The sequence below is a fragment of the Nonomuraea endophytica genome (assembly GCF_014203235.1).
Lineage (GTDB): Bacteria > Actinomycetota > Actinomycetes > Streptosporangiales > Streptosporangiaceae > Nonomuraea > Nonomuraea endophytica.
In genome coordinates, this window is record NZ_JACHIN010000013.1 from 87735 (window position 1) to 100384 (window position 12650).

14 protein-coding genes and 1 tRNA gene are annotated in these 12650 nt (G+C 70.7%); 6 read left to right on the forward strand and 9 right to left on the reverse strand.

Annotation, left to right across the window (positions count from 1 at the left end; genetic code table 11):
* Positions 1-195 precede the first annotated feature (195 nt).
* On the reverse strand, positions 196-387 hold the full coding sequence (locus HNR40_RS53900) for a hypothetical protein (RefSeq protein WP_221341354.1): 192 nt from the start codon (positions 385-387) through the stop codon (positions 196-198).
* Positions 388-805: 418 nt separating this feature from the next.
* On the opposite strand from HNR40_RS53900, the gene HNR40_RS53905 reads away from it, so the two are divergent.
* Positions 806-1183, forward strand: a complete 378-nt coding sequence (locus tag HNR40_RS53905; protein WP_221341355.1) for an integrase core domain-containing protein — start codon at positions 806-808, stop codon at positions 1181-1183.
* Here HNR40_RS53905 and HNR40_RS38670 read toward each other — a convergent pair.
* Together HNR40_RS38670 and HNR40_RS38675 are read right to left on the reverse strand one after the other, a co-directional pair.
* Positions 1169-1432 carry a hypothetical protein gene (locus HNR40_RS38670; RefSeq protein ID WP_184970492.1) on the reverse strand — a complete coding sequence of 88 codons (264 nt, stop codon included), beginning with the start codon at positions 1430-1432 and terminating at the stop codon, positions 1169-1171. The two genes, HNR40_RS53905 and HNR40_RS38670, sit on opposite strands and share 15 nt — an antisense overlap.
* Before the next feature lie 263 nt (positions 1433-1695).
* Positions 1696-1769: transfer RNA gene (locus HNR40_RS38675), tRNA-Ile, on the reverse strand.
* 129 nt (positions 1770-1898) lie between these two features.
* On the opposite strand from HNR40_RS38675, the gene HNR40_RS38680 reads away from it, so the two are divergent.
* Positions 1899-2426, forward strand: a complete 528-nt coding sequence (locus HNR40_RS38680) for a histidine phosphatase family protein (protein ID WP_184970494.1) — start codon at positions 1899-1901, stop codon at positions 2424-2426.
* A 54-nt stretch (positions 2427-2480) separates the two neighbouring features.
* Here HNR40_RS38680 and HNR40_RS38685 read toward each other — a convergent pair whose 3' ends face one another.
* The 6 genes from HNR40_RS38685 to HNR40_RS38710 form a co-directional block, all read right to left on the reverse strand.
* Positions 2481-3926 (reverse strand): S1 family peptidase, encoded by a 1446-nt coding sequence (locus HNR40_RS38685; RefSeq protein WP_221341356.1) that lies wholly within the window; start codon positions 3924-3926, stop codon positions 2481-2483.
* 83 nt (positions 3927-4009) lie between these two features.
* Positions 4010-4942 (reverse strand): LysR family transcriptional regulator, encoded by a 933-nt coding sequence (locus HNR40_RS38690; protein WP_184970496.1) that lies wholly within the window; start codon positions 4940-4942, stop codon positions 4010-4012.
* Positions 4943-5187: 245 nt separating this feature from the next.
* Entirely contained in the window at positions 5188-5856 is a 669-nt protein-coding gene (locus HNR40_RS38695; protein WP_184970498.1) for a hypothetical protein, read from the reverse strand.
* A complete protein-coding gene (locus HNR40_RS38700) occupies positions 5853-6905 on the reverse strand; it encodes a vWA domain-containing protein (protein ID WP_184970500.1) in 1053 nt (350 codons plus the stop codon). The genes HNR40_RS38695 and HNR40_RS38700 overlap by 4 nt, the downstream gene beginning before the upstream one ends.
* Entirely contained in the window at positions 6902-7966 is a 1065-nt protein-coding gene (locus HNR40_RS38705; protein ID WP_221341357.1) for an ATP-binding protein, read from the reverse strand. The genes HNR40_RS38700 and HNR40_RS38705 overlap by 4 nt, the downstream gene beginning before the upstream one ends.
* Positions 7967-8034: 68 nt before the next feature.
* Positions 8035-8952 carry an NADP-dependent oxidoreductase gene (locus tag HNR40_RS38710; RefSeq protein WP_184970504.1) on the reverse strand — a complete coding sequence of 306 codons (918 nt, stop codon included), beginning with the start codon at positions 8950-8952 and terminating at the stop codon, positions 8035-8037.
* 67 nt (positions 8953-9019) lie between these two features.
* Here HNR40_RS38710 and HNR40_RS38715 point away from each other — a divergent pair, with 67 nt between their 5' ends.
* The 4 genes from HNR40_RS38715 to HNR40_RS38730 all read left to right on the forward strand — a co-directional run bounded on the left by HNR40_RS38715 (position 9020) and on the right by HNR40_RS38730 (position 12645).
* Positions 9020-9430 carry a winged helix-turn-helix transcriptional regulator gene (locus tag HNR40_RS38715; protein WP_184970507.1) on the forward strand — a complete coding sequence of 137 codons (411 nt, stop codon included), beginning with the start codon at positions 9020-9022 and terminating at the stop codon, positions 9428-9430.
* Between the two features lie 77 nt (positions 9431-9507).
* Positions 9508-10626, forward strand: coding sequence for a sugar ABC transporter substrate-binding protein (locus HNR40_RS38720; protein WP_184970509.1), 1119 nt, complete (start codon positions 9508-9510; stop codon positions 10624-10626).
* A 1-nt stretch (position 10627) separates the two neighbouring features.
* A complete protein-coding gene (locus HNR40_RS38725) occupies positions 10628-11398 on the forward strand; it encodes an ATP-binding cassette domain-containing protein (protein ID WP_184970511.1) in 771 nt (256 codons plus the stop codon).
* Entirely contained in the window at positions 11395-12645 is a 1251-nt protein-coding gene (locus HNR40_RS38730; RefSeq protein WP_184970513.1) for a sugar ABC transporter permease, read from the forward strand. Before HNR40_RS38725 ends, HNR40_RS38730 begins: the two co-directional genes overlap by 4 nt.
* Positions 12646-12650 lie beyond the last annotated feature (5 nt).

Below are 12650 nucleotides of genomic sequence, written 5' to 3' on the forward strand. Positions count from 1 at the left end.
CCGTCCGGCCAGTTCAGGGCCCTGTGAGGGCTGGGGTGGCATAGCCGCTGTTCCACTCGTTCGTGGAGGAAGACTGGTGCGGCATGATGATCGTTCGTGCTTCTTCGTCTGGCCTATCTGACCGTCACGAACGCCTTCGCCACGCTGCGGCTACTGCCGATGAGTGATCGTGACAGGGATGTCGAAATTCTCGCTCTACGCCACCAGATCATGGTCCTGCAACGGCAGCTCGGCACCGATGTGCGGGTGAGATTCACCCCCGAAGACCGCCTCTTCCTGGCGGCACTCCTGACCTCGCTTCCCCGCGCAGTCTTGTGCCAGTTCCGGCTTGTCGTCCGCCCGGACACCATCTTGCGCTGGCACCGCGAGATCGTGAAACAGCGGCACGCTCGGACCTGTCGGCATAGGCGGCGAGGGCGCCCGCCCACGGCTCGCTCCGTCCGCGCGCTCGTGCTGCGTCTCGTCCGAGAAAACCCGTCCTGGGGATATCGGCGGGTGCACGGCGAGCTCACCACACTCGGCCTTAAGGTCGCCGCATCCACGGTCTGGGAGATCCTCCAGCAGGAAGGCATCGACCCGGCACCCGAACGAGCCTCCACCACCTGGGCCGACTTCCTGCGATCACAGGCCGGCGCGCTCCTGGCCTGCGATTTCCTCGAGACCGTCACCCTGAGCGGGCAGCGCCAGTACATCCTGGCCGTCGTCGAGCACGCCACCAGGCGCGTACGCGTGCTTGGCACTACCGCCCATCCGACCAAGGCCTGGGTCACCCAGGCGATGAGGAACCTTGTCATGGACTTGGAGGATGCGCTTTCTGATCCGCGACCGGGACGGCAAGTTCCCCATACTTATGGACGAGATTCTCGCCGAAGCCGGTATCCAGACCGTGCTCACCGGCATCCGGATGCCGCGGATGAACTCGGTCATGGAGCGGTGGGTGCAGACCTGCCGCCGCGAACTCCTGGACCGCTGCCTGATCTGGAACGAACGCCATCTACGCCACGCTTTGGCCGAGTACGAGAAGTTCTACAACGAGCATCGCGCTCACCATGCCCTTGGCCAGGCGGCTCCACTTCGCGCCGTCCCGGACCCGATCACCGAACCGGCGCGCGTCATCGACCTGACCGTCCGCCGACACGACCGGCTCGGAGGCATTCTCCACGAATACTCACACGCCGCTTGAGCTGCACGGACGTAATTTTCGGCAGGCGCACAGCCACGGCCCGCCCGGAACGTCCTCGGCCAGCAGCTGGCGGCGGGCGCCGTCCAGGGTCTTCTCACTCACACTCAACGCGTCGGCCACCCAGCAACGCCGCGCGTAGGCCGGCGCCCGGCCACCCCCCAGGGCACGCGGCATCAACGTCTCGTACATCGCCCACGCGACCACCGCCAGAGCGTCATGTGACGCCGAGCGCAGCAGAGAACGAGGCACCTGCACGTGCCCCCGCGGCACCGATCGAGAAGAGGGCGCAGTCGCATCGCCGGGTGCTGGCTCTTCCTCAAGTGGCCGCGCCAAGCGCCATCACCTGACCCCGCCCAAGCAAGCAGCGACGGACACGGACGGCAAGATCATTCCGCGTCTATTCCGCGAACGGCGGCACGTGCGGGCCGGGGCTGGCACACGCTGGCACATGTCGAGAGCCCATGAACAGCCGTTAGCGCAGGTCAGGCAGGGATTGAGGCTGGTCTTTAGAGTAGGGCGGGTGGGACTTGAACCCACGACCCACGGATTATGAGTCCGATGCTCTGACCGGCTGAGCTACCGCCCCTGGATGGAGTTGTACGGCGGAGCCTGCAGCACCGCCTGGGACATCATTCCATGCCCCGCAGCCTAGATGGAGTCCAAGGCGATCACATTCGTGGCTTTCTCGGCGCTCGGCAGCGGTAGTTTCGGACCTATGGCCGTCAAGCTGATCTATGAGACGCATGCCATCACCGTGGACAACGAGACAGGGATCGCCACGGGCTGGCTGCCGGGGGAGTTGTCGGCTCGGGGGCGGGAGCTGGCGGTGGAGCTGGGGGTTCGGCGGGCCGGGGTGGATGTGGTGTACAGCTCTGACCTGCGGCGGGCCGTACAGACTGCGGAGGTTGCGTTTGGGGGTGGGCGGGAGGTTTTGCGGGATGTGCGGCTGCGGGAGTGTGATTACGGGATCTACAACGGGCGGCCGGTGGATGAGCTGGCTCGGCTGAGGCGGCGGCATGTCGATGTGCCTTGGCCGGGTGGGCAGAGTTATCGGCAGGTTGTCGCGGAGACGGCGGCGTTTCTCGAAGAGGTGATGGAGCGCTGGCAGGGGCGGACGGTGCTGGTCATCGCGCATTCGGCCAATCGGTGGGCTTTGCAGAATCTGCTGCATGGGGTGCCGTTGGAGGAACTGGTGGATGCGCCGTTCGACTGGCGGCCGGGGTGGGAGTACTCGCTCGCCTGAGCCTTACGACCTGCGCTTATCGGGGCGCGGGCGAGCGAGTACTCGTATGGGGGACTATGGGCGGTTGAGGCCCATGGTGTACGCGCCGGCGCCGCTGTAGGCGTGGACGCGGTAGCGGTAGTAGCCGGAGGTGCCGTTGTAGCTCACGGCCTCATCGGGGTTGGCGCTGTCGCCGCGGGCCACGATGGACCAGGACGATCCGCTCCACTTCTCCAGGTAGAGGTCGAAGTCGACGCCGTTGGGGCCGTCCAGGCAGCCGGCGTGGGTGCCGGAGACCGTGGACTGGTAGTAGGTGCCGTTCGGCTGGATCTGGTTCTGGTTGGCGGTGAGGGAGCCGGTGTACTTCTCCCGGTAGTTCGCGCAGCCGGTGGGCGGGTTCGGGTCGCCGCCGGCGGTGACCAGGGTGAGGCCGCCTATCGACAGCAGTTCGGCGAGGGGCTGGAAGTACGTGGTGCCGCCGCTGCTGCAGTTGCCGGAGCCGCCGGAGGTCATGCCCTGGGCCTGGTCGCCGGAGATGAACGCGCCGCCGGAGTCGCCGCCTTCGGCACAGACGTTCGTGCGGGTCAGCTGGTAGACGGTGCCTTCTGGGTAGTTGACGGTGGAGTTCAGCGCCTGGACGGTGCCGCAGTGCCATTGCGTGGTGGAGCCGGAGCGGCACACCGAGCCGCCGGGTTGCGTGACGGCGGAGCCGCGTACCGGGAGGATTCCGGCGCTGTAGCCGTTGACGACGCCGGGGGCGGTCCACTGGGAGTTCGTCTCCACCCAGGCGTAGTCGTCGCTCGGGAAGGACGAGATGCGGAAGACGCCCTGGTCGACCCGGTTGAAGCCTTGGGTGGCGTCGCCTACGTCGCCGCAGTGGCCCGCCGTGGTGAAGCCGAGGGTGGTGCCTCGGCGGGCGGCGAAGCCGACGGAGCAGCGGTAGCCCTTCGACGGGATGTAGTAGGCGTCGCCGCCCCGGATGTCGTAGAACGGCTTGGGTCGTTCGGCCGAGAGTTCTACGCGTACGGCGGCCGCGTCCACGCCGCTGGCGGTGATCCAGGCGCGGGCGTCCTGTTCGGAGGCGGTCTGGACGAGGACCGAGTTGTCCTGTGGCGACACCGCCCACGCGTGGACGGAGGCCGGCGGAGTGGCCCGGTCCAGGCCGTCCTTGACCGCGGTCAGCTGGGCCAGCGTCCTCTGGACCACCTTGAACCGGGCGCCGGCCGAGGTGACCGTTCTGGCGTCGGCCGCGTCTACGGTGGCCACGACGAGCGCGGCCTGCGGCCCCTCGTGCCAGGCGCCGGCGTAGCGCTCACCGAGCCGCTTCTGTAAGGACGGCGTGGTACGGCTGGCGCGAGCCTCGTTGGCCAGGCGGTCGAGAGCCTGTTCCCTGGTGATGCCGAGGTCGCGCTGGAGGGCGCCGATCATGCCGTCGGACGGGGGTTTGGCGACGGCGGGCGTGGTCGTGACGACCAGGGCCCCGATCGCGATCGCGACCAGAGCCGGGGTGCGACGAAGCATGGTGTCTCCTCGCTGCTGGGGGTGCCGTCACGGTAGACGGGGCCCCAGGGAGCGAGGAGTATCAGCTTGCTCATATCACCGGGTTATGGCGCGGTACCAAAACCCGGATTTCTCACCAGCCAATCCTGGTAGACGGGGCTGCGCCGTACCGCGTCGGCATGGGCGGCCTTGGCCTGGGCGAGGACCCACGCGGGGTCGGGGGCGGTGGGATGGCGGCCGAGGAGTTGCCGCCAGCGCAGGGGCGCGCCGGTCAGCGGCACCTTCACCAGGCCCGCGGCGGGCTGGTGGGTGGCCTGGCAGAGCACGACGGCGCGGCCGACCTGGGCGAGGTGCGCGCAGGTCGAGACGTCGGTCTCGTAGATGGTGCCGGGGGTGAAGCCGGCGCGGGCGCACGCCATGGCGAAGCAGTCGGCGAAGCAGCCGTCGCCGGGGGTGACCGACCACTGCTCGCCGGCCAGGTCGCCCAGTTCGAGCTCCTTCTCCTCCGACAGCCGGTGACCGGCGCCGAGCAGGACGAACACGGGATCGACGCTGATCGTCTCCCATTCGAGCGAACCGTTGGGCGCGCCGCTGTCACCGCAGGCGCCGATCAGCACGTAGTCGAGGCGGCCGAGGTCGGCCATGGTGGTCAGCTCGTGTTCCGACCAGGAGGTGTGGGTGGTGACGGGGCGCTCCGCGGCGAGGCGGTCGACGAGCCCGCCGAGTACGGGGCCGTTGGTGGCGCCGATGCGGTAGCGCACGGAGGGGGTGCTGGCGAATCGCAGGGCTTCATCCTGAAGTTCTTTGGCGGCGGGGAGCAGGACGCGGGCGCGTTCGAGTACCAGTTCGCCGAGGAGTGTGGGCCTGGCGCCGCGCCTGTCACGTTCGAACAGGGAGCCTCCGAGCACCCTTTCGATCCGTTTGAGCTGGGCGGTTAACGCGGGCTGCGCCAGGCCGAGCAGGTTCGCGGCCTTGCTCACACTGCCCGCGTCGGCGACGGCGCGGACGATTCTGAGGTGCCTGAGCTCGAGGTCCATAACGGGAAGGTAAGACGGCCTTTCTTGGGTCGCAATGGGGATAAGTCAGGAAATATGACAGATATTGTCGAGGCCTCCTAGTGTAGGGGGTTAAGCACGACTATACGGGGAGGATTTCGACATGAGAGGGGATGACGTGCGAGCCCGATCCGACGTCGGCATTCATGGTGGCGTCACTTGCCATCGCCCCCGAAACTGGCAGTCACACAGCCGCTGTCCGGAGCAGTGGTCTAGATGAGTCAGGACTACCGCAGGGCGCGCAGGACGGCCGCCTGCTCGGCGGTGACGCCCGCCGCCCGCTGCGCCGCCGCCTCCCGCGGTCCGAGCCCGGCGGCGCACCAGGCGGCCACCTCGTCCAGGGGCACCGCGCCCCACCAGGCGGCCAGCACCTCCATGGGCGGTCGTCCCGCACGTGCTGCCTCGGCCGCGGTGAACCCCATCGCCCTGAACACCTCCGCCTCAGCGGGCGGGATCCGCCGCTCGGCCCAGTCGCGCGCCGCGTCGCCGTCCCACCCGGCGTCGGTGTAGGCGCGCGCCACGTCCACGGGCACCCCCGCGCGGAGCAGGGTACGCAGCGACGCCGTCGGCCCGGGTGCGAGATCGCTCAGCCGTATCCCCGGAAACAGCCGGGCCGGCAGCGACACCCGGTGCGGCCGTTCGCCGGCCAGGTGGCGGGCGGCGGCCTCCCGGGGCGCCACCCCGAGCTCGTGCCAGCGCACCGCGTCCCGGGGCGTCAGCCCGCCGCGCTGCCAGGAGACGACGCCGGCGGGGGTGGCGCCGGTGGTGCGCCAGAGCCGCGCGTCATCCGGATCTTCCACCCCGGCCTCCCGCCAGGCCGCCGCCTCCTCCTCGCCGAACCCGGCCCGCCGCCAAAGGCGCATCTCGCCCTGCGTGAACCCCTTCCACCCGCTCATGACTCCACCCGCACCACGTGCGCCCACGCCGGGACGGCAGCCGGATCGGGAGGCGTGATCAGGCAGATGACGACCGGGTGACGGGGACGGGTGGCGGGCCAGGGGGTGTCGCCGTCGGTCAGCACGACGGTCAGGTCGGGGTGGAGGGCACCGGCCGCCTTCAGGCCTTCGCGCAGGTCGGTGCCGCCACCGCCGACCAGGGTGACCTCCTGCGCCCGCCGTACCCGCTGAGGGGGGTGGGCGGCGGCGTCGCAGCAGATCACGTCCACCTGCGCGCCCGCCCGCAGCACGCCGTCCACCTCGCCCAGCACGCGGCGCAACGCCTCCTCGCGGACGCTGCCGGAGGTGTCCACGACGACGGCCACGCGCGGGACGGGCCGGACCAGGGACGGCAGCACCACGGACGGGACGGACCGGCGCGACGGGCGGGCGTAGCTGTAGTCGACGCGGCCGGTCGCCCGGCCGAGGCCGTGCCGGACGAGGGTGGCCAGGAGGGCGCGCCAGTCCACGGCCGGGCGGAGCACCTCCTCGGCCCAGCGCCGCCAGCCGCCGGGGGCCGCGCCCCGGTGCGCGTCGATGTCGGCGGCGACCGCGCGTACCAGCAGGGAGCGTTCGACGTCGGTCATGACGGCGGGTCCGGTGTACGGCGGCGCCGAGCACGCGACCAGCTCGGGGGGAACGTCGATCAGGCCGACCAGCTCCAGATACCGCTCGGCGAGCAGCCCCGGGGGCAGGCCCAGGGTGTCGGGGGAGACGGCGGGGAAGGGCGGCGGCGGGAGGTCGTCGTTGACCTCGGCGTCGGAGGCCAGCGGCCAGGACTCGCCACGGGCGCGGGCGGGGTGGTCGCGCAGCAGGTGGCCGACGTGGTGGATCAGCCACCACCCGGCCTCCTCGGCGGGCAGGTCGCCCGAGACGTGGACGTTCCAGTCGGCGTCCGCGCTCACCCCGGGCGGGCCGTCGGGGTGCTCGATGGGACGCAGCGCGAACAGGGCGGAGGCCAGGTAGGGAGCCTGGGTGACAGCCCACAGGCGGGCGGCGGCGACGTTCACGGCATCAGGCCGGCGGCGCGCAGGATCGGGGCCAGCTCCAGCATCGCGGGCGGGAGCGGAGCGCCGTCCGGGCGGCGGGAGGCCAGCGAGCGGGCGGCCCCCGCGGCCACGTCCGGGGTACGGCGGGCCACCCGGGCGACCAGGCTCCAGGCGCGTTGCCAGGATTCGCCGCCGCCGTCGGCGCGCACGTGGGCGACGACCGAGCCGAGCACCGCGTGCAGCCGGTCCACGCGCTCGGGCAGGGGCGCCGCCGGGTCGGACAGCAGGGTCTCGGGGTCGGGGAGGTCGAGGTCGCGTACCCACGACAGCAGTTCGAACCCGGCCGCCTCGCCCACCGCGCCCACCACCAGTTCGGCCCGCACCCGTTCCAGCCACTCGCCCGGCCGGGAGGAGGTGCAGGCGAGGGCGGTCGCGGCGAGTTCCCACGTGCGGGGGCTGGGCCACGCGCGCCCGCTGTCCTCCGGCACCGCCAGCACCAGCGAGGGCCGTACCCGCAGGAACGCCCCCACCAGCGCCCGCGCCGCCCCGACCTCGGCCGCGGTGGGCGCCCCGACCCCCGCGAGATCCGGTACGGCGAAGCCGCCCATGAACCCGTCGGCCACCGAAGCCGCACTGATCGACCAATCCAGATGAACCAGCCGGTTGGCCAGCGGCGCCGACAGATCCCACCCGTCGGCGGCCAGCGCGGGCGGATTGGCCGCGGCCACGATCCGCACCCCGTCGGGCAGCGCGAGATCCCCGACCACCCGTTCGAGCACGACCCGCAACATGGCCGCCTGTACGGCGGGCGGCGCCGTGGTCAGCTCGTCCAGGAACAGGATGCCCTGCCCGGCGGCGGCGAGCCGTTCGGCCCAGCGGGGCGGTGCGAACCAGGTGCCGCCGTCGCGCACGACGGGCAGCCCGGCGAAGTCGCTCGGCTCCCGGACGGATCCCACGACGACCTCGACGGGCAGCCCCAGATGCTCGCCGAGGGCGAGCACCGACGAGGTCTTCCCGGTGCCGGGCGCGCCCCACAGGATCACGGGCAGGTTCGCGCTCACGGCCATGGCCAGCGCATGCATGCGGACTCCTCTCGCGTCAACGTTCATTGACGTTAGATAAGTCAACGTAGATTGACGCGAGGGTGATGTCAAACCTCCAGGACGATCTTGCCGACGAAGTCCGCGCTCTGGGCCAGCTCGTGCGCCTTGGCCGCCTCCTCCAGCGGGAAGGTGCGGTCCACGTGCACGTTCAGCACCTTGGCCAGCTCGGCCAGCGACGCGTGGTCCGGCTCCACCTGGAAACGCCGCCACCGCACGCCGCGGGCCGTGTAGCGGGCGCCGACCTCGTCGGAGATGTCAGCCGCGCCGAGGTAGGCGCCGCCCGCCTTCACCAGCGGCAGCGAGCGCTCCGGATAGTCGCCGCCGACGATGTCGAAGACCGCGTCCACGGGCTCGACCGCCCGCGCGAAGTCCCCGGCGCGGTAGTCGATCACCTCGTCGGCGCCCATGCGCCGGACGAAGTCGTGCTTGCCCGCGCTGGCCGTGCCGATCACGTACGCCCCGCGCTGCTTGGCCAGCTGGACCACCAGGTGGCCGACCCCGCCGGCCGCCCCGTGCACGAGCAGGCGCCGGCCGGGCCGTACGTCCCAGGAGTCCTCGAAGCCCTGCCAGGCGGTGAGGCCGGACATCGGCAGCGCCGCCGCCTCCACGTGGCTCAGCCCTTCGGGCTTGCGGGCGAACTGGCGGGGCCTGGCCACCACGTACTCGGAGTAGGCGTTGGCCGGGTTCGGGAACAGGATCATGCCGAACACCTCGTCGCCCGGCACGAACCTGCCCTGGTAGGCCCCGGACGCCTCCACCACGCCGGACACGTCGAAGCCGGGGACCAGCGGCGGCGTCACCCAGCGCGGCGGGTACGGCCCGCGCCGCAACTTCCAGTCGGGCGGATTGACCCCGACGGCGTGCACCTTGACCAGCACTTCGTTCGGCTCGGGCACGGGCCTGTCGACCTCGGCGGGCTCCAGGACCTCGGGCCCGCCGAAGGAGCGGTAAACGATCGTTCTCATGCCTGCCATCGTGGCCGCGGGTGGTATCACTTGTGAAGAAGGCACCCTTTTGATATCCAGGTACCTGATGGATACCACCTTTCCCGACCTGCGCAGGTACGGCGGCGCCGACGCGTTCCTGCGGGCCTGCAAGCCCCGCGCGATCCTCGACATGCTGACCGGCAAGTGGTCCACGCTGGTCATGGGCGCGCTCCTGGACGGCCCGCGCCGCTTCAACGAACTGCGCCGCATCCTCGACGGCATCACCCAGAAGATGCTCAGCCAGACCCTGCGCGCACTCGAACGCGACGGCCTCGTCCGGCGCACCGTCTACCCGACGATCCCGCCGCGCGTCGACTACGAGCTGACCGAACTGGGCCGCAGCGCCGGAGGCCTGCTCGCGGCCATCGCGGAGTGGTCGGCCGAGCACGCCGACGAGGTCTTCGCCGCCCGCCGCGCCTACGACGAACGCGCCGCGGAGCCCGTCCAGCCCATCTGACCAAGACCCCGACATCACCTGGGCAAGGATTGGCAAGCCGGCGCGCGCCGGTATGCCGCCTGGGTACGGCTCGCCGTGTGAAAGCACAGGTTATCGGCGGTCTCCTGGCCGTCCTGGGGTTGGCGGCGGCCTGCGGTACGGCGGGCCAGTCGGGCGGCGGAAGCACCGGCGGCGGCGCGCCGGGCAGCCCGAGCGCGATCGGCACCGTGGAGCAGGGCTTCAAGATCGGCCTGCTGCTTCCCGAGTCCAAGACCGCCAGGTACGAGAAGTTCGACCGGCCGTACATCACCGCGGGCATCAAGGCCTTGTGCCCCAAGTGCGAGGTCGTCTACAACAACGCCAACCAGGACCCGAACCTGCAACAGCAGCAGGTCGACACCATGCTGACCAACGGCGTGAAGGTGCTGATCCTGGACGCCGTGGACGCCAAGGCCATCGCGGGCGCGGTCAAGAAGGCGACCGACCAGGGCGCCAAGGTGGTCGCCTACGACCGGCTGGCCAGCGGGCCCGTCGACGCGTACACCTCCTTCGACAACATCGAGGTCGGCAAGATGCAGGGCCAGGCCCTGCTGGACGCGGTCAAGGCGGGCGGCGACCCCAAGCGCGGCCCGATCGTCATGATCAACGGCTCGCCCACCGACCCGAACGCCGGTGACTTCAAGAAGGGCGCCCACTCGGTGCTCGACGGCCAGGTGACCATCGGCAAGGAGTACGACACCCCCGACTGGAGCCCCGACCAGGCCAACACCGAGGCCAACGGCGCCTTCACCGCACTCGGCGCGCAGAACGTCATCGGCGTCTACGCCGCCAACGACGGCATGGCCGGCGGCATCGCCAAGGCCATGCAGAACTCGGGCGTCAGGCCGGGCACCCCGCTGACCGGCCAGGACGCCGAACTCGCCGGCATCCAGCGCATCCTGCTCGGCACCCAGACCATGACGATCTACAAGCCGATCAAGCCGGAGGCGCGCAACGCCGCCGAGATGGCCATCGCGCTCGGCACCGGCCAGGACGTCAAGGGCACCGTCACGGTCAACAACGGGACGAACGACTCGATCCCCGCCCAGATCATCCCGCCGATCGTCGTCATCAAGCAGAACATCGACGACACGGTCGTCAAGGACGGGTTCTGGACCGTGAAGGAGATCTGCACTCCGCAGGTCCAGGCCGCCTGCAAGGCCGCCGGGCTGAACTGACGTGGCACCGGTCCTGGCCCTGGAGGGCGTCTCCAAGCGCTTCGGCGCCGTGCAGGCGCTGTCGGACGTCTCACTGGAGGTCAACTCCGGCGAGGTCCTCGCGCTCGTCGGCGACAACGGCGCGGGCAAGTCCACGATGATCAAGGTCATCGCCGGCGTCGGCCCGCCCGACGAGGGGGAGATCCGCTGGCAGGGCCGGCCGGTCACCATCCACAGTCCGAGCGAGGCGCAGTCGCTCGGCATCGCCACCGTCTACCAGGACCTCGCGCTCTGCGACAACCTCGACGTGGTCGGCAACCTGTTCCTCGGCAACGAGATCCGCCGCCTCGGCGTGCTCGACGAGGTCGCCATGGAGAAGCGCTCGCGCGACCTGCTCAACACGCTGTCCATCAAGATCCCGAGCGTGCGGATCCCGGTCGCCTCGCTGTCCGGCGGCCAGCGCCAGACCGTGGCGATCTCCCGCTCGCTGCTCGGCGAGCCCAAGGTGGTCCTGCTGGACGAGCCCACCGCCGCCCTCGGCGTCGAGCAGACCGCGCAGGTCCTCGACCTGGTCGAACGGCTGCGCGCCCAAGGACTCGGCGTGATCCTGATCAGCCACAACATGGTCGACGTCAAGGCGGTCGCCGATCGCATCGCCGTGCTGCGGCTGGGCCGGAACAACGGCGTCTTCGACGCGCGGAGCACCACGCAGGAGGAGATCATCGCCGCGATCACCGGCGCCACGGACAACGCGGTCTCCCGCCGCCGGGCCCGCTCCGAGGAGGGCGAATGACGCAGGAGAAGCCGGCGGGCCCGGCGGGCGAGGCGCAGGTGGACCCCCGGCTGCTGGTGCGCGAGGAGGGTTTCGCCGGCTACCTCGGCGAGTTCCGGCGCCGGATCAAGGGCGGCGAGCTCGGCCCGCTCCCCGTGATCGTCGGGCTGGTCGTCATCTGGCTCGTCTTCCAGACGCTCAACGACCGCTTCCTGTCGCCGCAGAATTTGTCCAACCTCAGCGTCGACATCGTCGCCACCGGCCTGATCTCGGTCGGCATCGTCTTCGTGCTGCTCCTGGGCGAGATCGACCTGTCGGCGGGCGCGGTCAGCGGCGCCTGCGCGGCGGTGCTGGCCGTGCTCAGCGTCGGCCAGGGGTGGGACCCGCTGCTGTCGATGGTCGTCGCGGTCGCGGTCGGCGGCGCGATGGGCCTGTTCCACGGCTTCTTCTTCGCCAAGATCGGCGTGCCGTCCTTCGTGGTCACGCTGGCCGGCATGCTCGCCTGGACCGGCTTCCAGCTGTGGGTGCTCGGCCCCAACGGCACCATCAACCTGCCCGACGGCCTGATCTCCAACCTCACCGACACCTACTTCGCCTACGTCATCGCCGCCTATGGCCTGGCCGCCGCCGCGACCGCCGGGTTCCTGCTCGTCTCGCTCGTGGGCAACGCCCGCCGCCGCGCCGCCGGCGTCCCGTCCCGCACGGTCGGCGACATCGTCTTCCGCACCGCGGTGCTGGCCGTCGTGGCGTTCGGCGTGGCCTACGTGCTCAACCTCTACCGGGGCCTGCCGCTGGCCCTGCTGATCTTCCTGGCCGTCGTGATCGTCACCGACTTCGTCCTGCGGCGCACCAAGTACGGCCGCAGCATCTTCGCGGTCGGCGGCAACATCGAGGCCGCCCGGCGGGCTGGCATCAACGTGGCCTTCATCCGCATGTCCGTCTTCGCCATCTCCGGCGCCTTCGCCGCGCTGGGCGGCATCTTCGCCGCCTCCCGCATCTCCAGCGCCAGCCAGGCCACCGGGCAGAGCAACGTGCTCATGATGGCCATCGCGGCGGCCGTCATCGGCGGCACCTCGTTGTTCGGCGGCCGGGGCAGCACCTACTCGGCTCTGCTCGGCATGCTGGTCATCCAGTCGATCGCCTCGGGCATGGCGCTGCAGGGGGTGAGCAACGCGATCCAGTTCATCGTGACCGGAGCGGTGCTGCTGGCCGCCGTGGTCATCGACTCGGTCAGCCGCCGCAGCCAGAAGGCCAGCGGCCGCGCCTGACCACC